Here is a 25,158-nt window from a genome sequence, read left to right on the forward strand (position 1 = left end):
ATTGATGAGAGGAAAGTTATCCGGATGAATTATGCCGTACTGGATTTGGAAACGACTGGCCATGGCGCCAGCGATGAAATGATACAGGTTGGTCTAGTGCTGCTGGATGAACAAATGTCGGTCATTCGAACGTATAGCACATTTGTGAAGCCTACGATTCCGATACCGCCGTTTATAACCCAGTTAACTGGCATTGATGAAGCGATGGTGAAGGATGCGCCGGAGCTTGAGGAAGTCCTATTGGAGTTGATTCCGCTCCTAGACGACGCGGTTCTCGTTGCACACAACGTCAGCTTCGATGCTGGTTTTCTGAATGCAGCGCTGGATCGCTCAGGCTATATGCCTTTTGACGGCAGACGGCTTGATACGATCGATCTGCTTCGCATACTTTATCCGACCTTAACGACCTATCAGCTTGGCGCCGTAACAGAACTGTTCGGCATCGAGCATGACCAGCATCACCGCGCGGACAGCGATGCGCTAGCTACGGCAGAGCTGTTCGCGGAATGCTATCGCAAGCTTGAAGGCTTGCCGCTGCTCACCTTGCAGCGGCTGGCCAGCTTGCTCGGCGATGAAATCGACGATCTTGGCTGGTTTATCGGATCCGTGGCACAGCGCAAGGAATCCATTACCTCCATCGATCTCGATGCATACCACTACTTCCGTCAGTTCGCCATGAAAGCAGGAGACTGGACGGACGAAGAGCATCCTCGCAGTGACGAAGATAATCAATCGGTTGCCGATTGGACCTTCCCGCAATTTCTAGCCCATATTAAAGCTGAAATATCCGCCATTATTCCGGGTTATGAAGAACGCGAGCCGCAAAATATGATGTTCCAGGAAGTCATCGACGCGCTGGATGAAGAACGCCATCTGCTCATTGAGGCAGGTACCGGCACCGGCAAATCGTTAGGGTATTTAATTCCAGCACTTTACTATGGTGTCCAGCATAACAAGAAGATAGTCGTCAGCACGCATACGATTAACTTGCAGGAACAGCTTCGGGCAAGGGATCTTCCGCTTCTTGCGGCCGTCATGCCATATCCGTTCAGGGCCGCCGTCTTCAAAGGACGCGGCAATTATTTATGCCTGCGCAAATTTGAAGGCAAAGTTAATATGCGCGACTTCGTGTCTCCGGCTGAGGATCGAATTACAGCATCACAGATGGTTGTCTGGCTCAGCGAGTCACAGCATGGGGATCAAGAAGAGCTGAATTTCGGTAACCGCGGCTCCGATTTCTGGGGTACGGTAGCGAGCGACGCAGATTCATGCTTGAACCGCAGCTGTCCATGGTTTAAGCGTTGTTATTACCATCGCGCGAAGCAAGAAGCTAACATGGCTGATGTTGTCATTACGAATCATTCAATGCTGTTCACCGATATTCGGGCAGATCATCGTTTGCTCCCAGGCTATGAGCATCTTATTCTCGACGAAGCACATCACCTTGAAGAGGTGGCCGGCAAGCATCTGGGCACGCAAGTGTCCTACTATTCCGTGCAGCATCCCGTAATGCGGCTGTCCAAGGATGCCCGTAACGGCCAACTGATCCAATTGAAGAGCAGATTGGCTAACGAGAATATCGAGCAGACGCAGAAGTGGCGCGAGGAGATCGATGAAGTCGTGCCGGTCTTCGGCGATTTGCGAGATGAATGGGATCGATTGTTCGACATGCTCTACTCGATGATGGTTCCTGGCGGAGGCGGCTTCGGGGCAGGCGGCGCGAGGAGCGCTGCGCTTGACAGCGGAGGCAGCGAGAGCGGCCAATATGTGCTGCGTCTGCGTGGCGGGAAGCTACCTGCGGCTTGGTCGGACGCTCAGCTCGTTGAAGAAGCCATCAATGGTTATTTGAGCCGAATTGTGCGACCGCTCGAGAAGGTGTTCACGGCAATTAAGGATGAACTCGATGATCCGGGTATCACGGCGCTTGTGACCGACTTAAGCGGAACAATTAAGGATTTGGGAAGAGCGAGAGACGATCTGCGTCAATTTATGAAAGCGGACAAATCCGATACGGTTTATTGGCTCGAAGCGAACAGCAACTCGCGAGCGAAGTCGGTTCAGCTGTACTCGGTTCCGGCGGATGTGAGCAACCAGCTCCGGACTTATTTCTTCGACGTGAAGAAAAGCGTTGTTATGACGTCGGCGACATTGTCCGTGCAGAAGTCGTTCCAGTATGCATGCGAACAGCTAGGATTGAGTGCGGATGAGCGCGATGGAAGATTGAAGACCGTCCAGCTGCCATCCCCGTTCAACTATAGGGAACAGGCGCTTGTCATTATCCCGCGCAACTTCCCGGTACTGAAGGGCGCTTCGGGCGATCCTCTTTTTAACGAGATGCTTGTGAAATCTTTAACAGAGACTGCGATCGAGACGAACGGGCGAATGCTCGTGTTGTTCACTTCCTACCGGATGCTGAAGCAGGTGTATGAACCGCTGAAAGAAGCTTTGACCGTGAACGGCATTCAAGTGCTTGGTCAAGGAATCGACAGCAGCAACCGCAGTAAGCTGACGAGAAGGTTCACGCAGCAGGATGCTTCCGTACTGTTAGGGACAAGCAGCTTCTGGGAAGGCGTCGATATTCCAGGCGATGCGCTTACGACGCTTGCAATTGTAAGGCTGCCGTTCCAGCCGCCGAATCATCCGCTCGTTGAAGCGAAGTCGGAGATGCTGCAGGAGCAGAATCAGAATCCGTTCATGAAGCTGTCCATTCCGCAAGCCGTCATTCGGTTCAAGCAAGGCTTCGGCCGCCTTGTCCGGACAGGGAACGACCGTGGAATCGTACTTATTTACGATACTCGTGTAATCGATACGTATTACGGCAAATACTTCTTATACTCGCTGCCAGGACCGAAGATCGAGACGATGCATCAGGATCAGATCGTTCCGAGAATCCGGGAATGGCTCTCGAAGGGTGAAGAAGGGATGGAGGAGGTGACGTCATGAAGCCGATGAAAATATCCGAAGCGGTTGTTCGCCGACTTCCCGTTTACTTGCAAGTGCTGAACGACCTCAACATGCGCGATGTGCAGACGGTTTCGTCGCAGGAGCTTGGCAACAGGCTCGACCTGAACCCAGCTCAAATTCGCAAGGATCTGGCTTACTTCGGCGACTTCGGCCGCAAAGGAATCGGCTATGATGTGACGTATCTCATCGAGAAAATCCGTCAAATTCTGAAGCTCGACCAGCCGCTGAATGTTGGCCTGGTCGGCGCCGGCAACCTCGGCAGGGCGCTGTGCAATTATAATACGTATTTGAAGGATAATATGAAGATTACGGCCGTGTTCGATGTCCATCCTTCAATGGTTGGCGCGTCGATAAACGGGCTCACCGTGCTTCCGATGGAGAAGCTGAAGGAAACGATAGCGGAGCGGAATATCCGAATCGGTATTATCACGGTGCCGGCAACCGAAGCGCAGAATGTCGCTGATAAGTTCTCCGAAGCTGGTGTGGATGGGATATTGAACTTCGCGCCTACCATACTGCGCGTACCGGAGCATGTGCGCATCCATTATGCGAATTTCACGACGGAGCTTATGAGCCTGGCGTATTATCTGGACGAAGAAGGGGACAAGGAAAACGATGAAACGGTTGTGGATTGAGAACGGCACGTTCGTCACGATGGACGAGCAGCGTCCTGTGCTGAAAGGCCATATGGTAATCGAAGGCGATACCATTCTATATTTAAGCGAGCAAACGCCTGATCCGAAACCAGAAGGCGCAGAACGACTGGATGGTAAAGGTCTTGTGTTTATGCCAGGCCTTATCAATACGCACGGTCATGCAGCAATGTCACTCCTTCGCGGCTATTCCGACGACGAAGCGCTGCAAGTGTGGCTGGAGCAGAAGATGTGGCCAATGGAAGGCAAATATACGGACGAAGACTGCCGCTGGGGCACTGCGCTTGCAGTAACAGAGATGCTAAAATCCGGTACAACGACGTTCGTCGACATGTATGACCGTATGCACATCGTTGCCGATGTTGTTGAGCAATCCGGTATGCGTGGTCTGCTGACCCGCGGCGTTATCGGCCTCTGCCCGCCGGACGTACAGGAAGCAAAGCTGAACGAAGCGAAGCAATTCGTGCAGGATTGGAACGGACGTGCCAATGGACGGATCCGGACAATGCTGTCTCCGCACGCACCGTACACGTGCCCGCCGGATTACATCAAGCGCATCGTAGATGCTGCTCATGAGCTGAACGTGCCGCTTCATACGCATATGTCCGAATCGGCTGCTGAAGTGCAGCAGAACGTGAATGATTACGGCTGCCGTCCTGTCGAGCATCTGGACAAGCTTGGATTCTTCTCCGGTCCGTCGCTCGTGGCACATGCTGTGCATCTGACGGATGAAGAGATCGCATTGCTCGCAGATCGCGGCGTAAGCGTATCGCATAACCCTGCAAGCAATCTGAAGCTGGCGAGCGGTATCGCACGCGTCCCTGATATGCTGAAAGCAGGCGTTACCGTATCGCTTGGTACAGACAGCGCTGCAAGCAACAACAATCTCGATCTGTTCGATGAGATTCGTCTGGCAGCATTGATCCATAAAGGCATCTCCGGCGACCCGACGGCTGTTCCTGCATGGGAAGCCCTCAAGCTTGGTACGGTATACGGCGCTCGTGCCATCTGGCAAGAAGAGCAAATCGGCATGTTGAAGGAAGGCATGAAAGCCGACTTCATCGCAATTAATGTTGAGCAGCCGCACTTCTACCCGCAGACGGAAATCGTCTCGCATCTCGTATATTCCGGCTCCGGCCGCGACGTCGTGCATGTGTGGGTAGATGGCGAGCAAGTTGTGAAGGATGGACAATGCGTATTCCTCGATGAAGCGCAAATCCGTGCCGAGGCGCAGCGCTGCTTCGAAAGGCTGTTATCCTGATAATGCGCGCCAATCGTTCGAAACGCCCGTCATTCATGACGCCGTGGCGCTGGGTGCTGCTCGCGTCGCTTCTCGTTATCCTGATTCTTACTTCGCTTAACGTTTATTATCGGTCTGTTCAATCGCCTGTATGGGAAGAGGAACGGAATGCGGAAGACCAAGCGATGCAGCTTGGCAGTTTGAGCAGCGTGGACAACTCTTATCATTACGTGTGGGATGAGCCGGTGTGGGTGGTCAAAGGCAAAGATCACAACAACGATGTTACATACGTCTGGTTACTGAAGGACGGATCGATTACACTTCGCGCGGATCAAGGCAAGACGAAAGCCGAGGTCAAAGAAAGCTTCCTGCAGACCAAGCCGGATGCAGCCATTTCGCATATCAAGCTTGGGCTGCTGCGCGCCGAGCCGGTCTGGGAAGTTTTCTACGAACGCAATCAATCCGGCGTTGCGACGCATTTCTATGATTTTTACCGATTCAGAGACGGCACCTTCTTCGATTCGTACAGATTGCCGACGCGTTAATGGCGGTCAATGTAAGTAATCAGCATTGTCAGCACGATAAGCCATAGTTCCCTTTTATTACACGCCCCCTCGATGTATAGGTTGTGATATACTTTCGTTTAGCAGCAGTTGATTGACGAAAGTGCTAGCAATCAGTATTGACGAAGGGGGCTTTTTGCCATGAAATTCCGTATGATGCCTGCAGTCCTGACAGCTGTTATTTCAGCTGGAGTGTTAGTCGGCGGCTGGTTTACTTATCACAGCGTGGCAGCTGTAAAGCCGCTTGAACGAATTGTAGCAGGTACGCCTGGCGTAGTTGAATCGACACCTGTCATTAACCGGAACGCCGTTACGATAGATATGAAGCTTGACCGTGATGCCAATATCCGCGATGTATATGACCATATTGCGACTGAAGGAAACGATATTATAGGAGACCGCGAGCTGAAGCTTGATTTCGGCGATACGAAACCGTCCAAGCAGCTTGAGGACGTATGGTCGTCGATGTTGTTCGATATCGCGCAAGCGATGGATCATCGTGAGTATGCCTCGATTCCAGAGGCGATAAAGCAAGTGCAAGCGAAGCACCCTGGTGTTACGGCAACTTCGGAGATGGACGATGTTAATGTGTATATTACGCTGAAGGACGAAACATCTGTGAAGTATATGGTTCTACCTCGCACTCCAAACCAGATGGGAGCGTGGCCTAATGTTTAAACAGTACGGCAAAGAAATGGTGATCGGCTTCGTGCCGATCTTTCTCTTATTTTTGCAGTTTTTCGTTGGTGTGAATACCATTCCGCTCGTGCTGCTCGGCGCGATTGTCGGCGGATTGCTTTATATGGCAAGATCCCGTGGTCACTTGGCGACTGTAGGCGGGGAGCGTAAGACGAAGTCGCGTCCGGCGAAGCCGATGTCGTTCGATCAGATCGGCGGGCAGGAGCGGGCGAAGCAGGAGCTCGTCGAAGCGCTTGATTTTCTTGTGAAAGTGGATCAGATTTCGAAGTTCGGTATCCGTCCGTTGAAAGGGATTTTGCTTACAGGTCCTCCGGGAACAGGTAAAACGCTGCTTGCGAAGGCGGCGGCCTCGTATACGGATTCGATCTACCTTGGCGCATCCGGCTCGGAGTTCGTAGAGATGTATGTCGGTGTCGGCGCAAGCCGGATCCGTGATTTGTTCAAAGAAGCGCGTCAAAAAGCAGCGAAGCAAGGCAAAAGCAGTGCAGTTATCTTCATCGATGAGATCGACGTTATCGGCGGTAAGCGTGACGGCGGTCAGCAGCGCGAGTATGATCAGACGCTGAACCAGCTGCTCACTGAGCTTGACGGTATTCATACGTCGGACTCGCCGCGTATTCTGTTGATCGGTGCAACGAACCGTAAAGAAATGCTCGATAGCGCGCTGCTTCGTCCAGGCCGTTTTGACCGTCACATTGGGGTTGACCTGCCGGATAAGAAAGGCCGCACGCATATTTTGAACATTCATGCGAAGAATAAGCCGCTTGATCTGGAAGAAGTGAATCTGGAGAAGATCGCGGAAGAATCGTTCGGCTTCTCCGGCGCGCAGCTCGAGAGCGTGATGAACGAGGCAGCCATCTACGCGATGCGTGAAGACGGAGAGTTGATTAGCCAGCGACATCTGTCGATGGCGATCGATAAAGTCATGATGGGCGAGCGGACGGACCGTGAAGCGACGAAGGAAGAGCGGGAACGCGTCGCGCTGCATGAGCTTGGTCATGCGATTGCAGCTGAGCTTGTACGTCCAGGCAGCGTATCGCAGGTAGCGTTGCTGCCGCGTGGCCAAGCGCTCGGTTATGTTCGTCACAATCCGCAGCAGGATAAGTATCTGTATACGAAAGAGTTCCTGGAAGGTCAAATCATGATCGCGCTTGGCGGCGCGGCAGCGGAAGAAATGTTCTACGGCGACCGCAGCACAGGCTCGCGCGGCGACTTCGACCAAGCGATGAACATCGTTCGTTCGATGGTCGAGTGCGGCCTTACAGAGCTTGGCATTATCGATCAATCGATGATGACGCCGGACAAATGGGCGACGATTACGCGCACCATTCTGGACGAGCTCATGATCCGTATTAAGTCGATGCTTGAAGGACATCGTGACGTATTTACATCGTCGCTCGACGTGCTGACAAGCGAGGAAACACTAAGCGGCGATCGCTTCCGCAAGCTGCTCGCTGATGCGGCATAAATCTATGACGGAGTTCGGGACTAACCCGGACTCCGTTTTTTTAGTTGAACCTGTTATGATGGATATTATCCAATCATTGGAGGGATGGCTCGATGAAGAAAGTGCTGCTTACCGGTTTTGATCCATTCGGCGGGGAAGCCGTCAACCCTTCCTGGGAGGCGGTCAGCCAGCTTCACCAAAGGAAGTTGGACGGAATTGAAGTGGAGGCCATTGAGCTCCCGACGGTCTTCGGTAAGTCATTTCAATTGCTCCAGCAAGCGGTTCTGGAGTTTAAGCCCGATGTGATCATCTGCGTCGGTCAAGCAGGAGGCCGCAGCGATATAGCACTCGAACGCGTAGCTGTTAATCTGGACGATGCCCGGATTCCGGATAATGAAGGAAATCAGCCGACCGATAAGCCAATCACTTTCGATGGACCGGCTGCTTATTGGTCTACATTGCCAGTTAAGGCTGTTGCAGCAGCAATGCGCGAGGAAGGTATCCCGGCGTCCGTCTCGTACAGCGCGGGCACGTTCGTATGCAATCATCTGTTCTACAATCTTCAGCACATGATTGCCTCATCGTCTCACGAGATGAAGGGCGGCTTCATTCACATTCCGTATCTTCCTGCCCAAGTCGCCGAACGCCCTGGCGTTCCGAGCATGAGCCTGGATGTCATGGCAAAAGCGATTGAAATTGCAATTAAGTCAAGTGTATGAACTCACGGAGGGACTCAGGCGGAGTCCTTCTTATTTTTGTCCAAAAACGGTATAATAACTACAGAACTATGGAGGTGGGAAGTTGACAGCAGTACGGAAAGCAGGCGTCGTAGGCGCCGGAACGATGGGTCAGGGCATTTGCGAAATGCTGGCCTTCAATGGTCTTGAAGTCTACATGGTAGAACAGGACGAAGAAAAGCTTAACCAATCGCTCGGCATGATCGAGCAGAGCTTGGACAAGCAGATGGAGCGGTGGGCGCTCACTTCCGCAGAGAAGAAGCTGGTTATGAATCGGCTGAACAAGGCTGCAGAGCTGAGTGAACTTGCGGATTGCGAGCTCGTCATCGAGACCATCACCGAAGATTTGGACCGCAAGCGGGACATCTTCACGCAGCTGGACCAAATTTGCGCGCCGGATGTTATTTTGGCCAGCAATACGTCAACACTGAGCTTAACGGAGCTCGCAAGCGTAACCGCTCATCCAGAGCGGGTAATCGGCATGCACTTCGTCTACCCTGTGAGCAAGACGGACCTGGTCGAGATCGTGCGCGGCTTGAAAACGTCAGATGAGACGTTCAATCGAACGAAGCATTTTGTCGAGAACATTATACATAAGAATGGCGTCATGGTATTCGAATCGCCCGGTTTTGTAACGACGCGGCTTATTTGTTTATTCATCAACGAAGCGATGCATGTCCTTGAGGAAGGTGTTGCCTCCGTTAACGATATCGATAGCGCAATGCGGATCGGCTATTCGTTCCAGCATGGCCCGTTCGAGATGGCGGACCGCTTCGGACTGGATTCGGTGTTAGCTGCACTGGAACGGATGTTCCGCGAATATGGCGAGCTGAAGTACCGGCCATCGTTTATTTTGAAGAAGATGGTTCGTGCCGGGCAGCTTGGCGCGAAGAGCGGCGCAGGTTTCTTTAATTACGATAAGGACGGAGTCCGTGTATGATCATACTCGTTATGAATGCGGGGAGTTCCTCGTTAAAATATCAGCTCTACAATATCGAGAGCGAAGCCGTGCTGGCCGTTGGCCGGGTTGAGCGTATCGGAATGGAAGATTCGATTCTGACGCATGAGCCGACTGGGGGCATCGAAGTGAACCGCGTGAGCGAAATTCTCGATCACAATGAAGCGGTGCGCAAAGTCATTGATATGCTGACACACCGCGAGCATGGCGTGATGTCATCGATCTCTGAGATTAATGCGGTCGGCCACCGAGTCGTGCATGGCGGTGAGAGCTTCAAGCAATCGACGCTTGTGACTGGGGAGGTGAAGCAGGAGATCAGACGTCTGTTCGATCTTGCACCGCTTCATAACCCGCCGGCGATGATGGGGATTACAGCTGTCGAGCTGAACTTGCCGGGCGTGCCGCAAGTCGTCGTCTTCGATACGGCATTCCATCAGTCGATGCCGAAGGAGTCGTTCCTGTATCCGATTCCGATGGTGCTGTATCGTCGTCATAAGATAAGACGTTATGGCTTCCATGGCACATCGCATGATTACGTCAGCAAGCAGGCGGCCAAAGTGCTCGGCAGACCGCTTGAGGAGCTGAAGCTCGTTACCTGCCATATCGGGAACGGCGCAAGCTGCGCGGCGATTATGGAAGGCAAGACGCTCGATACGAGCATGGGCTTGACGCCGCTCGAAGGGCTCATGATGGGCACGCGCAGCGGCGACCTCGATCCGGCGATTGTTCCGTTCACGATGAATAAGGAAGAGCTGACGCTGAACGAAGTGAACTCGATGCTGAATAAGCACAGCGGCCTTCTCGCGATAAGCGGCATTAGCAGCGATATGCGTGAGATCGTCCAGGCGATGAGCGAGGGCGACAGCCATGCGAAGCTGGCGTTCGATATGTACACGTATCGGCTGCGCAAGTACATCGGCGCTTACGCGGCGGCGATGGACGGCATTGACGCGATTATTTTCACAGCTGGCGTGGGTGAGAATTCGTGGCCGGTGCGCAAAGCTGTGTGCGAGAAGCTGACATTCCTTGGCATCGAGTTCGACGAAGAGCGGAACATGGAGAAGTCCAAGGAAGCGCGCTACATCACGAAGGACGGCTCCCGTACGAGCGTGCTCGTCGTTCCGACGAATGAAGAGCTGCTTATTGCAAGAGATACGTTTGAAATCGTGAAATCATCATAAACCTAGAATGATCAGGAAAATAAGTAAAGGCGGAATCGAATATGAAAACATTAACAACAATTAGCCAGCTGAAGGACAACGCTGGTCAATCCGTATGGATTGGATGCTGGTTGAACAACAAACGTTCCAGCGGAAAAATCCAATTCCTCCAGCTGCGCGACGGCACAGGTTATGTGCAAGGCGTTGTCGTGAAGAGCGAAGTATCGGATGAAATTTGGTCAGCTGCGAAGGAATTGACGCAAGAGAGCTCGCTGTATGTGAAGGGCATCGTGCGCGAAGAGCCGCGCAGCCAGTCCGGCTACGAGCTTACGGTTGAAGACATCGAGATCATCCAAGTGACGCAAGATTACCCAATCACGCCGAAGGAGCACGGCATCGACTACTTGATGGACCGCCGTCATCTGTGGCTCCGTTCGCCGAAGCAGCGCGCAGTTCTAGTTATTCGTGCGGAAATTATCCGCTCGATACAGCAGTTCTTCGACAACAACGGCTTCACGCTCGTTGACCCGCCGATTTTGACGCCTTCTTCATGCGAAGGTACGACGAACCTGTTCCATACGAAATATTTTGACGAGGATGCGTATTTGACGCAAAGCGGCCAGCTGTACATGGAAGCTGCAGCCATGGCGCTTGGCAAAGTATACTCGTTCGGTCCGACTTTCCGTGCGGAGAAGTCGAAGACGCGCCGCCACTTGATCGAGTTCTGGATGATCGAGCCGGAGATGGCGTTCGTCGATCATGAAGAGAACCTGCGCGTGCAAGAGCGCTTCGTCTCCTTCGTGGTGCAGAACGTTGTGAAGAATTGCCGCAAGGAGCTTGAAGCCATCGGCCGCGACATCAGCAAGCTGGAGAACATTCAGGCGCCATTCCCGCGCATCACGTATGATGACGCGATCAAATTCCTGCAAGAGCAAGGCCAAGAAATCCAGTGGGGCGAAGACTTCGGTGCGCCTCACGAGACAGTGATCGCAGAGGCTTATGATCGTCCGGTATTCATCACGCACTATCCGGCATCGTTCAAGGCGTTCTACATGAAGCCAGACCCGAACCGTCCGGAGGTTGTACTGTGCGCCGACATGATCGCGCCAGAGGGCTACGGCGAAATTATCGGCGGCTCGCAGCGTATCGACGATCCGGAATTGCTGGCAGAGCGCTTCTCGGAGCATGAGCTGTCGACAGAGGCGTACCAATGGTACCTCGATCTGCGTAAATACGGCACAGTGCCTCACTCCGGCTTCGGACTTGGCCTTGAGCGTACAGTAGCGTGGATTTGCGGTCTGGATCACGTTCGCGAGACGATTCCGTTCCCACGTATGCTGTACCGTTTGTATCCATAAGTTGCGAGGAGAGGCTGAAGACCGGTGAAAAACGAAATGTGGAAAGCTTACGCCAGAGGCATGGCGGCGGCGATGAACGGCGGCGGTGTCGTCGTTCCCGCCGGTCTGCTGCGTGCTTACCGCGGCGTTGGTCTATCCGACACCGAGATGATGCTGATGGTACAGCTGATGATGTACCGGCAGCTCGAAGGGGTCGACTTTCCTACGCCGGAGCAGCTGGCGGAGCGCCTTGGTTTATTGCCGAAGGCGGCGCATCAGCTGCTCAGCCGCCTTATGAAAGAAGGGCTGCTCGCGATCGATGATGAGATCGATTCGGAGAGCGGCATGCAGATCGAGCGCTACAACTGGAACGGCTTCGTCATCCGCTGCGCCGAATGGCTGGCGGATGAAGCGAAGCAATCGTTCGAGGCAGAGCGCGAGCTGCAGCGCAGCACGAGTGCGGCGGCCGCAGCGGCAGCCACGCAGGCTGGCGCTGCCGAGTGGCCGAAGACGTCGGACCTGTTCACCGTGTTCGAACAGGAATTCGGTCGTCCGTTATCTCCGATGGAGTGCGAGACGATCAGCGCTTGGGTCGATCAGGACCGGTATCCGGACGAGCTGATCCGCTTTGCGCTGAAAGAGGCGGTATTTGCAGGGAAGCTGCATTTCCGCTACATCGACCGCATCCTGCTCGAGTGGAGCCGGAACCGGGTGACGAATACGGAAGAAGCAAAAGCACATACGCAGAAGTTTCGCGGCGGCCGCGGGTCTTGATGACCCGGGCCGTTTTTTGTGTGTGGATATCTAACACTCAGCCCCTATAAGGCGCGGGATTTGGGGCTAGCGCTGCGAGAGAACATATACGTTCTCTCAGAGGCGTAAACGTGAGGAGATGGAGTTGAGAGCACATATGTGTGCTCTCGATATTTCCTCATTACTTGCGAAGTAGCATTGTTCATAAATTAGGATGGAAGGACTTGTGAAAAGGGGCGTGAGCTTGTATGATTATACATAGATATCCGATGCATAGATATACGAAGTATTACGGGCGGACGAGGTGTAGGGCATGAAAGTGAACAAAGAGCTGATGAAGGGCAGTACCGTCATCCTGATTTTATCGCTGCTCAGCAAAGCCGAAATGTACGGCTACGAGATGATCAAGGAGATCGAGAGGAAGTCCGACGGCGTGTTCTCCTTCAAGGAGGGGACGCTGTATCCGATCCTGCATTCGCTCGAGATGGAGCAATGTGTGGAGTCGTTCTGGGCGGAGGAGGGCGGACGCAAGCGCAAGTATTACCGGATAACGAAGCAAGGCCAAGCGATGCTGAAGGAGAAAGAGCAGGAGTGGTCCTTGTTCAGCTTGTCGGTCAATCGGGTCATCGGGGAGGAGAGGGCATGAAGCCGAATCTGGAGGCGCATCCGCTGCTGCAGGCTTATCTCGATCAAGTCTGCGCTCATATTCGCATGAAGGAAGTGCATGATGCGATTCGAGAAGAGCTGCTAAGCCATTTGCTCGAAATCATCGAAGCGAGAGGAACGCTTGAAGGCGAATCTGAGGATCAAGTTATTCAGGCGGCGATCCTGCAGATGGGCAATGCCGATGTGCTTGGCAAGCAGTTCAATGGCGCGCATAAGCCGAAGAAGGATTACGGTATGATGGCACTTGTAGCTGGCATGATTCTGTTCGGACTTGTGACGTTATTCGCAGTGAAAGTATCGCTGGTTGATGGCATGCTGGAGTACAAATTGGTATATGGCGGAGTAGGAATTGCAGCGATGGTCGGCATGTATTTCGCAGATTATCGCAAAATCCTTCATTTCGCTGAACCGCTCTACGCCGCTACAGTCGGCTTACTGATGGTTGCGCTTTGGCAAGGGGTCCATGTGAATGGGGCGAACCAGTGGATTATATTGCCGGGGCACATTTCCATTCCTGTATTTTCGATGTCGCCTTACCTGTTAATCATCGCGATTGCGGGCATGCTTCTGCAAGGAAACGAAGCTGCCGCGCATGTAAGCGGATGTCGAGCCGTGTGGATGCCAGTGAAGCAAGTCATCCTCTACATGGTGATTCCACTTATTTGTTACATTAAGTCGCCAGCTCTTGTTCCATTAATTGTCTATGGTATAAGCCTTGCGTTGCTGTTGCTCGTCACTAAGAAGTGGAAACTGCTAGCTATATGCTGTACTGGCGTACTGCTGATGTTCTTGTTACTCAATTTTACAGATCATATTGTCCATAGTTTTCTCTATATGCGATATACCGGCTTCCTGCATCCGAACTCAGAAACCTATTTTCTAACCGGACGATCGTTAGAAGCCATTCGAAGTGCGGGGTTATGGGGGCATGGCATCGATGTCGCAAATGACCGCTTGCCTTTTCAGACAAATGAATTCGTATTCTCGTATTTAATCTATAGCTTCGGCTGGGTGTTTGGCTGGTGTGCTGGTCTGCTCGTGCTGCTCTTTATCGTTCGCATGTACAGGATTGGATTACGAATAAATGACCGAATTAGCCGCGGGCTGTTCATAAGTCTAGGATCGGTCATTTGTCTGGAGCTTGCCTGGAACCTCCTGATGTGCCTCGGTCTGCTTCCCGTCGTCGGCTTGACAATGCCGATTGTGAACTGGAGCGCTAGCACGGTTATTGAGTTAGCTGCTGTCGGATTTGTCCTAGGCGTGTATCGTCGAAAAGATCTATCAGCGTCTCCAGGTTTGATGGTTTGATAGCTGGCTACCGACGGTGGGTCGAGGAAGCTGAGTGATCCAAAAATGATCTCTCAGCTCTGAAAAGGGTAAGAAACTTATCTGAGAGTGCTAAATAGTCACTCTCAGATAAAAATCCGGCGACCGCCGCCGGTTCGAGGAGGTTGAGAGCTCCGAAACGGATCTCTCAGCTCGGAAAAAGGCAAGAATCGTATCCGAGAGTGCTAAATTGGCACTCTCAGCGATAGCTCCCCGCGGCCCGATGGAGGCGTAGCAACCTGAGCAATGCTCCAAGCGCTTTGCAATTTATACTGGCATTTTGCGGAATGTCTGCTATAATAGCGATGCAGGGCCGAACTGAATATGACATGGGGAGCTGGACTGAGGCCGGCTGAGAGGAGATCCCTTCAATGATCTCGACCCTTTGACCTGATCTGGATAATGCCAGCGTAGGAATTGCGATTGTATGTGTTCACATTCGCCTTCGTGCTTACTTGCACAGGGCAATGGATGAACCGGTACACACAGCTATTTTGAGCGTCTTCCAGAGCGGGAGGCGCTTTTTCTTATGGATTGGTTTGGTTTAGGTCATATTCATTCTGCCTTCGAAGTTTGTGCTAGCGATAGAGAGGAGTAAGGAAGATGGAGAGAACGAAACGTAACAAAATGGCTTTGCTCACCCTTGCTGTTATGCTGATGGCAGCGCTTATGCTGTCGGGGTGCGGCTCGAAGACCGAGAACAAGTCGGCTACAGAGAGATCAGGTGCGAATACAGCTGCAAACAGCGGTTCGGACAACACAGCTGCAACTGACCAGTTGAAAGAGATCAAAGTCGTGCTCGACTGGACGCCGAACACGAACCATACTGGTCTGTATGTTGCGCGGGACAAAGGCTTCTTCGAAAAGCATGGCCTGAAAGTTGATATCATCCAACCTGGCGAAGCGGGTGCGGATACGATGATCGCAACAGGCGCAGCGGACTTCGGCGTCAGCTATCAGGAAGGCGTGACGCAAGCGCGCATTCAAGGCGTGCCGCTCGTTTCCATTGCGGCTGTCATCCAGCACAACACGTCGGGCTTTGCATCCCCGGCGGATAAGAACATTAAGACGCCGAAAGACTTCGTCGGCAAAACGTATGGCGGATGGGGATCGCCTGCGGAGAATGCCGTCATCGACTCGCTCATGCAGGAAGAGAAGAGCGATGCGAGCAAAGTGAACATCGTCAGCATCGGCGATGCGGATTTCTTCACGGCTACGAAGAAGAACATCGATTTTGCATGGATCTACTATGCGTGGACGGGTGTTGAAGCGGAGCTGCGCGGCGACAAAATAAATATGATTTATTTGACCGATTATAGTAAAAAGCTCGATTATTATACGCCGGTGCTGGCGACGAACGAGAAGATGATCGCGGAGCACAACGATACGGTAAAAGAGTTCGTAGCAGCGGCAAGCGAAGGTTACCAATATGCTATTGATCATCCGGACGATGCAGCAGAAGTGCTGATCAAGGCTGTGCCGGACTTGAACCCGGACCTCGTCCGTGCGAGTCAGAAATGGCTGAGCCCGCGCTACCAAGACGATGCGAAGCGTTGGGGCGAGCAGAAGCTGGAAGTGTGGCAGAACTACGCAGGCTGGATGTTCGATCACAAGCTGCTGGATAAACAACTGGATGCCGAGAAGGCGTTCACGAATGAGTTTTTGCCAGAGTAAAGCCGGAAGCGCCAGCTGAGGTATTGGGATCAATCAATGGAGAGGGGAACTGATGAAGATGGCAAATGCATTGCTGAGCATTCAAATTATTCCGCGCACACCGGGCGGCGAATCCGTGATTCCGTATGTGGACCGCGCAATTGAAATTATAAAAGCATCCGGTGTTCCGTACCGGGTTGCTCCGCTCGAAACGACGATGGAGGGTGAACTGAATCACCTCCTGTCGATTGTACAAGAGATGAACGCAGCGATGACCGAGATGGGCTGCCCGTCCGTTATTTCGCAAATTAAAGTGTATTACAATCCTGCAGATGGCGCGTCGATGGATGTGCTGTTGGAGAAGTACCCGGATGGACAATAAACAGAATCGCAAATTTCTTCCGCCAGTCATTGTACTGGCTCTTTTCTTGCTTATATGGCAAGCTGCGGTGCGGATCTTCGATATCGATGCTTACGTGCTGCCATCTCCGGCTTCAATCGTGAAGCAGGGGCTTAACGATTGGAGTTCGCTGCTGCAGCATATGAAAGCGACGCTCGGCATAACGCTGCTTGGCTTCGGTATCGGCGCTGTGCTCGGCTTCCTTCTCGCGGCGTTATTGCATATCATTCCAGGGGCAAAGGCGGGTTTCTACCCGCTCCTCGTCCTTACGCAAAATGTACCGCTCATGGCGCTCGGTCCGCTGCTCGTCATTTGGTTCGGCTTCGGCATGATGCCGCGTGTCGTTCTAATCACGCTGGTGACGTTCTTCCCTGTCGTCGTGGCGATGCTCACGGGACTGACGCAGTGCGATCCGAAGCTGATGAATTATATGCGGATGATTGGCGCGAAGCGGGCTCAGCTGTTCTGGCGTCTGGAGCTGCCGAGCTCGGTGCCGCATCTGTTCTCGGGCCTCAAGATTGCCGCATCGTACAGCGTCATCAGTGCGATCTACGCCGAGTCGATCGGCTCGAACAAAGGGCTTGGCTACTACATATTGCTGAAGCAGCGCGGCTTCGAGACGGCGAAGGTATTCGCTGCTGTAGCGGTTATCGTGATGCTCAGCCTCATTCTGTTCGGTGCCATTACGCTGCTAGAGCGGATGTTCGTCCGTGGCCGCGTTCCATCGACCTCGTCGCGCCTGCGCCGCAAGAAAGGAGAGGAAGCGAGTTGAGCTATGCGCTAGAGATATGCAAGCTATATAAGTCATTTCCCGGCGCACGTCGCGGGGATGAACCGAAGCAAGTGCTTGCGAACGTCTCCTTTCAGGTGAACGACGGCGAGTTCGTGTCGGTAATCGGGCCTTCCGGCAGCGGCAAGTCGACGCTGTTTCATCTCATTGGCGGTCTGGAGAAGCCGACCTCAGGTGATATTAAGATGCAGGGACGCAGCGTTGTTGGTGAGCAAGGGCATATTGCATATATGCCGCAGCAGGCGTCGTTGATGCCTTGGCTGACTGTAGCCGGCAACATCGAGCTGGCGTTAACGATTGCCGGAGTCGCCAAGGCGAAGGCTCGCGCGCAAGCGGAGGAATGGCTGAGCCTTGTAGGACTTGCCGGTGCAGCGAATGAATACTCGCATGTGCTCTCAGGAGGCATGCAGCAGCGCGTATCGTTCCTTCGCGCACTGCTCTCGCCGCAGCGCCTGATGTGCCTCGATGAACCGTTCGGCGCACTCGATGCGCTGACGCGGATGCATATGCAAACATGGCTGCTATCGCTGTGGGAGGCGGACCGCCGCTCGGTGCTGTTCGTCACGCATAGCATCGAGGAAGCGCTGCTCCTGTCCGACCGCATTATTGTTCTCTCGGCAGCTCCTGCTTCCATTATCCACGAGCTGCATGTACCGTTCCCTCGCCCGCGGTCAGAAGCGCTGTGGAGCGATGCTGGTTTTGTAGCGATGAAGCAGCAGCTCTATGAGCTGCTGCGTCCGAAGTCGGAGGTGTTCACGTAAATGAGCTGGATTGATGCACATATCCACCTTGATTTGTATGAAGAGCAGGACGGTCGCGGGCTGCTTCAGGAAGCATTCGAGCGGGATCAGGTGGATGCCGTCGTTGCGGTTTCGATGCATCTGAAATCATGCGAGCATAACCGCCTCCTTGCGCAGCAATTCGAGGACCGCATTATGCCGGCGTATGGGTTTCACCCGGAGCAGCCGCTGCCGTCCGATTCAGAGCTGGATGCGCTCTTCGATTGGATCGAAGAGAAGCACCGGCAAGGCGAGAAGTTCGCCATCGGCGAGGTCGGCCTGCCGTATTATACCCGGACGGAAGCGCAAGAGAAGGGCGAGCATTTCGACGAGACGCCTTACTTAGCGCTGCTAGAGCGCTTCGCGCAGCTCGCTGCCAAGCTCGATCGACCCATCGTGCTGCATGCGGTATACGAGGATGCGGATAAAGCGTGTGAGCTGCTCGAGCGGTACAATGTGAAGCGTGCGCATTTTCACTGGTTCAAAGGTGGATCAGCGACAATCGAGCGAATGATTGCAAACGGCTATTATATATCCATTACGCCTGATGTCGCCTACGAGCAGGAAATCCAGCAGCTTGTCAGCAGCTATCCGGTAGAGCTGATGATGACTGAGACGGACGGCCCGTGGCCATTCGAAGGACCGTTCGAAGGAAAGCAAACTCGGCCTTGGATGGTGCGATATGTAGTCGGAGCCATTGCAGAGTTAAAGGGAATGCCGCAGGAACAGGCAAAGCAGCAGCTTCGCCAGAATGCGGCCGATTTTTACGGAATATAGATCATGTTGAAGGAGACCTAGGGGCCTGCTATGCAGCTGGTTCAGGTCTTCTTTTTGCTTAAAAAATGCGCAAGACTGTACAAAATTATGCTACACTAGTTATGAAGAACATGTTTGCGTAAGCGTGGTAAGGGAAGGACGATTGGCTGATGGCAGAACAGCATGCACACGCTCATTCGCATGAGCACTCGAAGTCTGCGGGAGCAGGCGACCATAACCATGATCCTGTGAAACAGATGATCCAGGTCATGACGACGAACGGCTGGCGCATTACCGATCAGCGCCGTGAGCTGGCCGAAATCTTCGCGCGGACGGAAGGTTACTTGTCGCCGAAGGATGTTTATGATCAGATGACGGTCGTTTATCCGAGCGTCAGCTTTGATACGGTGTACCGCAATTTGCGCTTGCTGAGTGAGATGGGAGCGCTGGAGCAGTTTTATTTTATGGACGGCGGCTTGAAGTTTCGGACGAGTTGTTTGTCTCATCACCACCACCACCTCATTTGCATCAATTGCGAGAAGACGTTGACGTTTGAATATTGCCCCATGGAGCAAACGCTGGATTTGCCGGGTTCGTTCAAAATCATCAATCATCGCTTTGAAGTGTACGGTGTGTGCGAGTCGTGCCAGAAGGAATAGATGCGTGATGTTAGAGGGAGTTTCGCCGCATTGGCGAAGCTCCCTTTTTTGGTATGGTTCTATGCGGTTTGGATGAGTGCACGAATGCGGCCGTTCACGTCAGCATCGCGATATAGCCCGCCATGGTAGCAGATAACCTGCCCGATGTCACAGGCTGCGAACTGCGCGAGCGACTTCGCGGCGGCTGCCTGATCGTAATTGAACTGGCCGAGCGCGAGTTCGCCGTCAATGATCGTCAGCGCATCCGCTGCAATCAATGTTCTGCTCGGAGCGTGATAGAGACTGACGTGGCCAGGCGTGTGCCCCGGAGTATCAATAACTGTGATGCCCTTGAAAGGATGCGCGTTCTCGCCGTATCCGATCAACTGATCGACTGTGCCGGTCGGCGGATGCTCAAGCGCGTAGCGGAACGCTTGTTTCTGAGTTTCGGGCATGTCTTGCGGGAGCGAAGCAACCGCTTGGTCGATACCGGCCTGGGTCACTTTGATCAGCATTTTATCGCCTTGAATGTAAGGTCTCTCGATTGCGGATGCCCACACTTGAACGGTGGAGCTGTTCGAGCCTCCCCTCAGGGCAGACAGACTGCCGATATGGTCAATATCTTGGTGGGTGATAAGGATGTCGGTCAGACGATCAAGCGGCAAGCCTTCATGCTGCAGCGCTTGCTCGATAAGTACGGCTTGACCGGGATAACCGGTGTCGATGAGGATGGTTTGTTCTTCGTTCCAAATCACAGTTGGGCAAATGGTGTTCGTACGTCCCATAATGGTTGCCGTAATTTCTAAGATGGCGATTCCCGATTGAATTTGCATCGTTCTAATCCCTCCGCTAGTGAAGTCTAACGACAATAATAGCGGACGAGTGACTTGCAGTCAAATAAATATTTTATTATATCATATTTTTGTAATTATGTCAATATTAATTTTCGGACGCATAAAAATAGACCTTCGGGAAAGACCAAGAATATACAGCAGGCAGCTTTTCTGGAGGTGCAATAACGTTTGAGAAAGCAGCATTTAAGATACATATTACTCGCCGGCTCCGTGCTTGTCTGCCTGATGATTGCAGATACACAGACCGTATCCAGCAACTCGAGCACCTATAACACGAATATGTATGGTGCCAAAACTGGCTTGAATCATGCCATGCCAAGCAAGTCGGAAGACGAAGTGAACGCAGAATCAACGGCGTTGCGGACGTCGTTTCTCGGACAGGACAATCCCCCTCGGAGCCGATATCCCGGCTGGCTCGGCCTGTTCGGGCTGCTTGGCCTCTTGGGCTTACGGGGGCGAAGCAGAGAGAAGTCTTAACCGATACCCGCTTCCGTACTCTACCTAGATGTACTTACGGAAGCGGGTTTTTGCTATATATACGTCACCTGCCGTTCCAACTCTATCGATCTATGCATATACAGGGAAGTAGATTAATAGATTCGTGTCCGTCTCTTACATGCGTGGAGGGAGGTGGTTGTAGAGTTGGACAAACAGTCATTTTTTGCATATTTAGTCCCAATCGTCAGGCAGCTGTACTTGGAAGGCTCACCGATCTATCCATCCGTACGGCTTGCGCAGAGCTGGCTTGAGACAGGCGGCAATCTTCCCTATTGGAACAATCTCGCCGGATATAAAGCAGGCGCAGGCGTCCCGAGCGGCTATTGGAAAGGTGCTGTCGTGAACAAGTCGACATGGGAGATCATTAACGGGAAACGGGTCAATATCGTGGCGGCTTTCCGTGCGTATGACAGCATTTATGATTTCTTCAAGGATCAGGACCTGTTGTTCGCCACTAGCCGGTATACTCGGGTGCGGGAAGCGAAGGGACCTTTCGAGCAAGCTGAGATGCTTCTCGCATGCGGTTATGCGACGGATCCGACCTATGCGATGCAAATCATAGCGATTATCAACGCGAGTCAGTTATTGAAATATGACAGCATGAATGGGGGCGATGAGCCGATGACGGCAGACGAGAAGAAAGCATTTCAGGATTTGATGGATCAGGTAACAGCGCTAAGCGCTGCGCTGAATGCCCAATCAGCAGCAGTTCAGGCGCTTCAAGTACAAGCTGCCCAGCTGCAGGCACATGATCAGTTGGGATCGGTTCCGGCATGGGCGAAAGAAGCCGTCGATGCGGCGGTTAAAGCAAAGCTGATCGATACGCCGGACGGAGGCAGCTTGGATTTCTACCGGCTGCTGACCGTGATGCACCGGAGGCAGCTGTTGTAATGTTTTAATTTCACAATAGGAGAGGCTCATGTCGGAAAGAAGCCAGAAGCGGCCGCCGGTGGGCCTCTTCCTTTTTGCGCATTAGCAACCAACCGTATGGTAAAACGTTAGGAATCAGGGAATCCTACAGACGACACCAACACTGTTCTGAAGGAGGACCCCGAGCTTGATCCATCACACGCGCATCATAGAAGTCGTTCTTGTCGTCATCGCCCTATTCGTGATGTGGTATGCGGTCGTCAATTTCAGCACGTTCAAACGTGTTGTAATCGGGCGGCCGATGCGTTCGAGGGAGCTGCATGAGCAGCATAACAAGCTGTTCTGGCTCATTGCCTTGCCGATTCTGTCAGCCGATTTGTACTCTTCCGTTGCTTACGGTCCTGAAGCGGGCTTAACGGAGCTTGCGAGTCTCGGCAAGTCAGCGCTCTGGCTCGTAATTCCGATTACAGCGGCGTCTGTCATCTTGCTATTCATTCTGATCCTCTCGTACATTATGGGGATCATCGCATATCCAAGCGGCGGCGGCGCGTACTCCATCGCCAAAGATAATTTCAAGAAGCCGTGGGCTTCGCTCGTAGCGTCAAGCTCGCTGCTCGTTGATTATATTCTCACCGTTGCGGTATCCGTATCTGCCGGCATTCAAGCTGTTGCGTCGGCTTATCCTGTGATAAAGCCTTATAGCGCTTCGCTCGCCATATGCTGCGTGCTCCTGCTCGTTATCGTGAATCTACGAGGTGTGGCGGAGTCGGCAACGATCTTCGCTTGGCCGACGTTCGTCTTTATGGGCAGCATGATCACCATCATCATCGCAGGATTTTTCAATGAGTTCGCGCATGGCTTCGTACAGCCGGAAACCCCGTCTTTCGGTACGATCCCAGGCGGCATTACGATACTCCTCATCCTGAAGGCGTTCAGTTCCGCCTGTTCCGCTCTGACCGGGATTGAGACGATTTCCAACGCCGTTCCGATCTTCCGGGAACCGCAGCAGCGGAGCGCGATTAAGACCTATATCGCTCTCGGAACCGTTACCGCGGTTACGCTGCTTGGGTATGCGTATCACCTCTACGTGCAGGGCATTGAAGTTCGGGAGGACGAGACGATGCTGTCTCAGCTGGCTGAGCAATATTTTGGCCATGGCATCGTGTATCAGATCATTATATGGTCGACGTTTATCGTGCTCATTCTGGCGGCTAACTCAACCTTTACAGGCTTCTCGCAGCTTTCCGCCATCGTCGCTCAAGACAGCTTCCTCCCACGTGCTTTCACGAATCGCGGCGATCGGCTCGGCTACTCGAACGGGATTATGTTTCTGGCCGGAGCTGCGGCTCTGCTGATCGCGATCTTCCATGCGCAGACGAACAGTCTGATCCCGCTCTATGCAATCGGCGTGTTCTTGTCCTTCACCATCGCACAGGCGGGGCTGTGCAAACGCTGGATGAAAGTGAAAGGGTCCATGTGGAAGGTGAAGCTCGCGATCAACTTATTCGGCTTCATCGTGACGGCCGTCGTTACGGCCGTCGTCGCGTTCACGAAGTTTCTGGAAGGGGCTTGGATCGTGCTCGTTATCCTTCCCTTGCTTATCTCGTTCTCCATTATGGTGAAGCGTCATTATGACAAGATTGCCGCAGAATTGCGGATTGATCCGAAGGAGACAAGGCCGCAGCCGCATGACCTGGTTACGATCGTGCTTGTCTCTGGCGTTCATCGCGCCGTACTGCATACCGTATCTTTTGCCCAGAGCTTGGACAGCCGTGCAGTTGCCGTCTACGTTGGCTTCGATGATGAGTCGATTGACAAAATGAAGCTGAAATGGGAGGAGTGGGGTGAGCCGTGCAAGCTTGTAACGCTTCGCGGGGAGTTCCGTTCGATTCTTGCGCCGCTTAGCCGGTTCATCGATCGGCTGGAGATTAACGAGTGCCAGTCATCGTCGAGCATTCATATCATCATGCCGCAGTTCGTGACGAAGAAATGGTGGCATAATCTGCTGCATAACCAGAGCGCGCTGCTCATCCGGGCGTGGTTTCTGCGTAATAAGGACGTTGTCATTACGACGGTGCCGTATCATTTGCAGAAGTAGCCGCACTTAGTTGGACGGTTAATAATTTTTTAAGAAAATGATTCTATACTGGGTGCCTAAGAACGAGGAGGTGCCTTAACCATCATGAGCAAGAAAATGAAAACATGGCTTCCTGCGGTTATTTTCCTTGCAGCTGCAGCAGCCCTTGTCGTCGTGTACTTCGTTATACCCGAGCATCGAGAAATGCGCCGACGGGAGAATGACTTAGGCGACATCTTTACTACGCTTGGAACGATTGCCATTTATCTGGCAGCGGGCAGCTTCTCCTGGTTATGGTTCAAGCGCAAGCAGAAGTCTGCTTCAATGCTGGTGCGCAAGGTGGGCAAACTGTTCCATGCGTCGCATAAACCGCTCGGCTGGGTCACTTTGATTCTGGTCGCGGTTCATGGAACATATTTCTTGCTCACGAAGCTGGACGATCATAAGATTTACAGCGGGCTTGCGGGATTCGTTCTGCTAGCCGCAATTGTCGGTTACGGCTTGTCCATTCACAAAGTGCGCAACAAATGGATACGAGCTGTTCATCGGACATTAGGATTATTGTGGGTTCCGGTACTTTGGCTGCATGCCGGAGGCTCTGCCATAATCGCCGTGCTTGCGGCGCTTGCGGTCGGCGGAGCGGTATACATGCTAGAGAAGCGGGCGAGAGAAGCAGAGCAGCCGACGAGCTGAACGAGGAAAAAGCACCTGAAAATGGTGCTTTTTTTGTTGCCATGAATAGGGGACGCGGATTGACGGATGCTGAGAATAAGGATATACTAGTTTAGTAATTTACTAATTTACTAATTTACTAAATAACTGATTCGTAAAAAGGGAGAACGAACTATGAAAATTCCGACAACGTTAAAACATAAACCAGTCATCGTTTCCGAAAATTACGAGCAAGTAGATGGCCGTGTCGCTGGCAACACAGATGCGAAGGGGCTGTCGCTAGGACTCGCGCAGTGGAATGACCGCGGAAAGGTCGATATCTCTGCGAAAGTATGGCGATATACAGGGGAGAAATGGTCCCGCCAATCCGAGGAGCTGCCGCTGCACCGCGTGCTGGATCTCTCCATTCTCATCGCCCGCTCAATTGCACATTTTCGCGAAGGGTATCGGTATGAGAATTTCTACGATCCGGAGAATCCCGTTATCGACCGAATTGGTCTCCAAGGGGATGCGATGACCGTTGCCGTCTGCACGGATAATGACAAGATTAACGAAGATATCAAGCTGTTCGGCCAAGCGCTGAGCGATGACGATGAACTGATCGGGGAACGGCTGCGCACATTGTCGAGCGTGCTGAAGGAATTAGGTTACTAGAGGTTTGCGTAAAG

The 25,158-nt window shown here is 52.9% G+C and carries 25 protein-coding genes and 1 riboswitch; of the genes, 24 read left to right on the forward strand and 1 reads right to left on the reverse strand.

The features are described from left to right. The first annotated feature begins 24 nt into the window (after positions 1-24). From dinG to A8990_RS00600, 19 genes are all read left to right on the forward strand, one after another. Positions 25-2,943 (forward strand): ATP-dependent DNA helicase DinG, encoded by a 2,919-nt coding sequence (dinG, locus tag A8990_RS00510; protein ID WP_116187059.1) that lies wholly within the window; start codon positions 25-27, stop codon positions 2,941-2,943. Continuing rightward, positions 2,940-3,599, forward strand: a complete 660-nt coding sequence (locus tag A8990_RS00515; RefSeq protein WP_116187060.1) for a redox-sensing transcriptional repressor Rex — start codon at positions 2,940-2,942, stop codon at positions 3,597-3,599. The genes dinG and A8990_RS00515 overlap by 4 nt, the downstream gene beginning before the upstream one ends. Continuing rightward, positions 3,580-4,878 (forward strand): amidohydrolase, encoded by a 1,299-nt coding sequence (locus A8990_RS00520; RefSeq protein ID WP_116187061.1) that lies wholly within the window; start codon positions 3,580-3,582, stop codon positions 4,876-4,878. Before A8990_RS00515 ends, A8990_RS00520 begins: the two co-directional genes overlap by 20 nt. A 2-nt stretch (positions 4,879-4,880) precedes the next feature. Continuing rightward, on the forward strand, positions 4,881-5,402 hold the full coding sequence (locus A8990_RS00525; protein ID WP_116187062.1) for a cell wall elongation regulator TseB-like domain-containing protein: 522 nt from the start codon (positions 4,881-4,883) through the stop codon (positions 5,400-5,402). 159 nt (positions 5,403-5,561) lie between these two features. After that, the gene (locus tag A8990_RS00530; RefSeq protein WP_116187063.1) at positions 5,562-6,098 is read left to right on the forward strand and encodes a hypothetical protein; all 537 of its coding nucleotides are present in this window, start codon (positions 5,562-5,564) and stop codon (positions 6,096-6,098) included. Further along, positions 6,091-7,587: an AAA family ATPase gene (locus tag A8990_RS00535; protein ID WP_116187064.1), complete on the forward strand. Its 1,497-nt coding sequence runs from the start codon at positions 6,091-6,093 to the stop codon at positions 7,585-7,587. The genes A8990_RS00530 and A8990_RS00535 overlap by 8 nt, the downstream gene beginning before the upstream one ends. 92 nt (positions 7,588-7,679) lie before the next feature. Further along, positions 7,680-8,285, forward strand: a complete 606-nt coding sequence (pcp, locus tag A8990_RS00540) for a pyroglutamyl-peptidase I (RefSeq protein ID WP_116187065.1) — start codon at positions 7,680-7,682, stop codon at positions 8,283-8,285. A gap of 82 nt (positions 8,286-8,367) precedes the next feature. Then, positions 8,368-9,243 carry a 3-hydroxyacyl-CoA dehydrogenase family protein gene (locus tag A8990_RS00545; RefSeq protein ID WP_281272471.1) on the forward strand — a complete coding sequence of 292 codons (876 nt, stop codon included), beginning with the start codon at positions 8,368-8,370 and terminating at the stop codon, positions 9,241-9,243. Continuing rightward, the gene (locus A8990_RS00550; RefSeq protein ID WP_116187066.1) at positions 9,240-10,442 is read left to right on the forward strand and encodes an acetate kinase; all 1,203 of its coding nucleotides are present in this window, start codon (positions 9,240-9,242) and stop codon (positions 10,440-10,442) included. The genes A8990_RS00545 and A8990_RS00550 overlap by 4 nt, the downstream gene beginning before the upstream one ends. Positions 10,443-10,483: 41 nt before the next feature. Then, positions 10,484-11,779 (forward strand): asparagine--tRNA ligase, encoded by a 1,296-nt coding sequence (gene asnS / locus A8990_RS00555; RefSeq protein ID WP_116187067.1) that lies wholly within the window; start codon positions 10,484-10,486, stop codon positions 11,777-11,779. Between the two features lie 24 nt (positions 11,780-11,803). Continuing rightward, positions 11,804-12,532 carry a DnaD domain protein gene (locus A8990_RS00560; protein WP_116187068.1) on the forward strand — a complete coding sequence of 243 codons (729 nt, stop codon included), beginning with the start codon at positions 11,804-11,806 and terminating at the stop codon, positions 12,530-12,532. A 292-nt stretch (positions 12,533-12,824) separates the two neighbouring features. Beyond that, positions 12,825-13,157 (forward strand): PadR family transcriptional regulator, encoded by a 333-nt coding sequence (locus A8990_RS00565; protein ID WP_116187069.1) that lies wholly within the window; start codon positions 12,825-12,827, stop codon positions 13,155-13,157. Continuing rightward, positions 13,154-14,485 carry an FtsW/RodA/SpoVE family cell cycle protein gene (locus tag A8990_RS00570; protein WP_116187070.1) on the forward strand — a complete coding sequence of 444 codons (1,332 nt, stop codon included), beginning with the start codon at positions 13,154-13,156 and terminating at the stop codon, positions 14,483-14,485. Before A8990_RS00565 ends, A8990_RS00570 begins: the two co-directional genes overlap by 4 nt. Before the next feature lie 338 nt (positions 14,486-14,823). Beyond that, positions 14,824-14,937: riboswitch (TPP riboswitch) on the forward strand. Between the two features lie 169 nt (positions 14,938-15,106). After that, positions 15,107-16,177 carry an ABC transporter substrate-binding protein gene (locus tag A8990_RS00575; protein WP_116187071.1) on the forward strand — a complete coding sequence of 357 codons (1,071 nt, stop codon included), beginning with the start codon at positions 15,107-15,109 and terminating at the stop codon, positions 16,175-16,177. Positions 16,178-16,235: 58 nt separating this feature from the next. Next, a complete protein-coding gene (locus A8990_RS00580) occupies positions 16,236-16,538 on the forward strand; it encodes a thiamine-binding protein (protein WP_116187363.1) in 303 nt (100 codons plus the stop codon). Further along, positions 16,528-17,328 carry an ABC transporter permease gene (locus A8990_RS00585; protein WP_116187072.1) on the forward strand — a complete coding sequence of 267 codons (801 nt, stop codon included), beginning with the start codon at positions 16,528-16,530 and terminating at the stop codon, positions 17,326-17,328. The genes A8990_RS00580 and A8990_RS00585 overlap by 11 nt, the downstream gene beginning before the upstream one ends. After that, entirely contained in the window at positions 17,325-18,107 is a 783-nt protein-coding gene (locus A8990_RS00590; protein WP_425463870.1) for an ABC transporter ATP-binding protein, read from the forward strand. Before A8990_RS00585 ends, A8990_RS00590 begins: the two co-directional genes overlap by 4 nt. Then, complete coding sequence (locus tag A8990_RS00595) at positions 18,108-18,902, forward strand: TatD family hydrolase (RefSeq protein WP_116187073.1); 795 nt, start codon at positions 18,108-18,110, stop codon at positions 18,900-18,902. 149 nt (positions 18,903-19,051) lie between these two features. Next, positions 19,052-19,540, forward strand: coding sequence for a Fur family transcriptional regulator (locus tag A8990_RS00600; protein WP_116187074.1), 489 nt, complete (start codon positions 19,052-19,054; stop codon positions 19,538-19,540). 59 nt (positions 19,541-19,599) lie between these two features. Here A8990_RS00600 and A8990_RS00605 read toward each other — a convergent pair whose 3' ends face one another. After that, a complete protein-coding gene (locus tag A8990_RS00605; RefSeq protein WP_116187075.1) occupies positions 19,600-20,352 on the reverse strand; it encodes an MBL fold metallo-hydrolase in 753 nt (250 codons plus the stop codon). Positions 20,353-20,541: 189 nt separating this feature from the next. On the opposite strand from A8990_RS00605, the gene A8990_RS00610 reads away from it, so the two are divergent. The 5 genes from A8990_RS00610 to A8990_RS00630 all read left to right on the forward strand — a co-directional run bounded on the left by A8990_RS00610 (position 20,542) and on the right by A8990_RS00630 (position 25,144). Next, positions 20,542-20,850: a hypothetical protein gene (locus tag A8990_RS00610; RefSeq protein WP_116187076.1), complete on the forward strand. Its 309-nt coding sequence runs from the start codon at positions 20,542-20,544 to the stop codon at positions 20,848-20,850. Positions 20,851-21,015: 165 nt separating this feature from the next. Beyond that, on the forward strand, positions 21,016-21,762 hold the full coding sequence (locus A8990_RS00615) for a glycoside hydrolase family 73 protein (protein ID WP_116187077.1): 747 nt from the start codon (positions 21,016-21,018) through the stop codon (positions 21,760-21,762). A 166-nt stretch (positions 21,763-21,928) separates the two neighbouring features. Next, positions 21,929-23,839: an APC family permease gene (locus tag A8990_RS00620; RefSeq protein WP_342772773.1), complete on the forward strand. Its 1,911-nt coding sequence runs from the start codon at positions 21,929-21,931 to the stop codon at positions 23,837-23,839. A gap of 84 nt (positions 23,840-23,923) precedes the next feature. Then, positions 23,924-24,511 carry a hypothetical protein gene (locus A8990_RS00625; RefSeq protein ID WP_116187078.1) on the forward strand — a complete coding sequence of 196 codons (588 nt, stop codon included), beginning with the start codon at positions 23,924-23,926 and terminating at the stop codon, positions 24,509-24,511. Between the two features lie 153 nt (positions 24,512-24,664). Continuing rightward, positions 24,665-25,144, forward strand: a complete 480-nt coding sequence (locus A8990_RS00630; RefSeq protein WP_116187079.1) for a DUF6530 family protein — start codon at positions 24,665-24,667, stop codon at positions 25,142-25,144. Positions 25,145-25,158: the final 14 nt, after the last annotated feature.

The organism is Paenibacillus taihuensis (assembly GCF_003386535.1).
Taxonomy (GTDB): domain Bacteria; phylum Bacillota; class Bacilli; order Paenibacillales; family Paenibacillaceae; genus Paenibacillus_Z; species Paenibacillus_Z taihuensis.

Coding starts and splice junctions, on each gene's coding strand:
- A8990_RS00515 (WP_116187060.1), top strand. CDS start 2,940: ATGAAGCCGATGAAAATATCCGAAGCGGTTGTTCGCCGACTTCCCGTT.
- A8990_RS00630 (WP_116187079.1), top strand. CDS start 24,665: ATGAAAATTCCGACAACGTTAAAACATAAACCAGTCATCGTTTCCGAA.
- A8990_RS00580 (WP_116187363.1), top strand. CDS start 16,236: ATGGCAAATGCATTGCTGAGCATTCAAATTATTCCGCGCACACCGGGC.
- A8990_RS00585 (WP_116187072.1), top strand. CDS start 16,528: ATGGACAATAAACAGAATCGCAAATTTCTTCCGCCAGTCATTGTACTG.
- pcp (WP_116187065.1), top strand. CDS start 7,680: ATGAAGAAAGTGCTGCTTACCGGTTTTGATCCATTCGGCGGGGAAGCC.
- A8990_RS00570 (WP_116187070.1), top strand. CDS start 13,154: ATGAAGCCGAATCTGGAGGCGCATCCGCTGCTGCAGGCTTATCTCGAT.
- A8990_RS00535 (WP_116187064.1), top strand. CDS start 6,091: ATGTTTAAACAGTACGGCAAAGAAATGGTGATCGGCTTCGTGCCGATC.
- A8990_RS00605 (WP_116187075.1), bottom strand. CDS start 20,352: ATGCAAATTCAATCGGGAATCGCCATCTTAGAAATTACGGCAACCATT.
- A8990_RS00525 (WP_116187062.1), top strand. CDS start 4,881: ATGCGCGCCAATCGTTCGAAACGCCCGTCATTCATGACGCCGTGGCGC.
- A8990_RS00530 (WP_116187063.1), top strand. CDS start 5,562: ATGAAATTCCGTATGATGCCTGCAGTCCTGACAGCTGTTATTTCAGCT.
- A8990_RS00600 (WP_116187074.1), top strand. CDS start 19,052: ATGGCAGAACAGCATGCACACGCTCATTCGCATGAGCACTCGAAGTCT.
- A8990_RS00575 (WP_116187071.1), top strand. CDS start 15,107: ATGGAGAGAACGAAACGTAACAAAATGGCTTTGCTCACCCTTGCTGTT.
- A8990_RS00520 (WP_116187061.1), top strand. CDS start 3,580: ATGAAACGGTTGTGGATTGAGAACGGCACGTTCGTCACGATGGACGAG.
- A8990_RS00625 (WP_116187078.1), top strand. CDS start 23,924: ATGAGCAAGAAAATGAAAACATGGCTTCCTGCGGTTATTTTCCTTGCA.
- asnS (WP_116187067.1), top strand. CDS start 10,484: ATGAAAACATTAACAACAATTAGCCAGCTGAAGGACAACGCTGGTCAA.
- A8990_RS00595 (WP_116187073.1), top strand. CDS start 18,108: ATGAGCTGGATTGATGCACATATCCACCTTGATTTGTATGAAGAGCAG.
- A8990_RS00565 (WP_116187069.1), top strand. CDS start 12,825: ATGAAAGTGAACAAAGAGCTGATGAAGGGCAGTACCGTCATCCTGATT.
- A8990_RS00550 (WP_116187066.1), top strand. CDS start 9,240: ATGATCATACTCGTTATGAATGCGGGGAGTTCCTCGTTAAAATATCAG.
- dinG (WP_116187059.1), top strand. CDS start 25: ATGAATTATGCCGTACTGGATTTGGAAACGACTGGCCATGGCGCCAGC.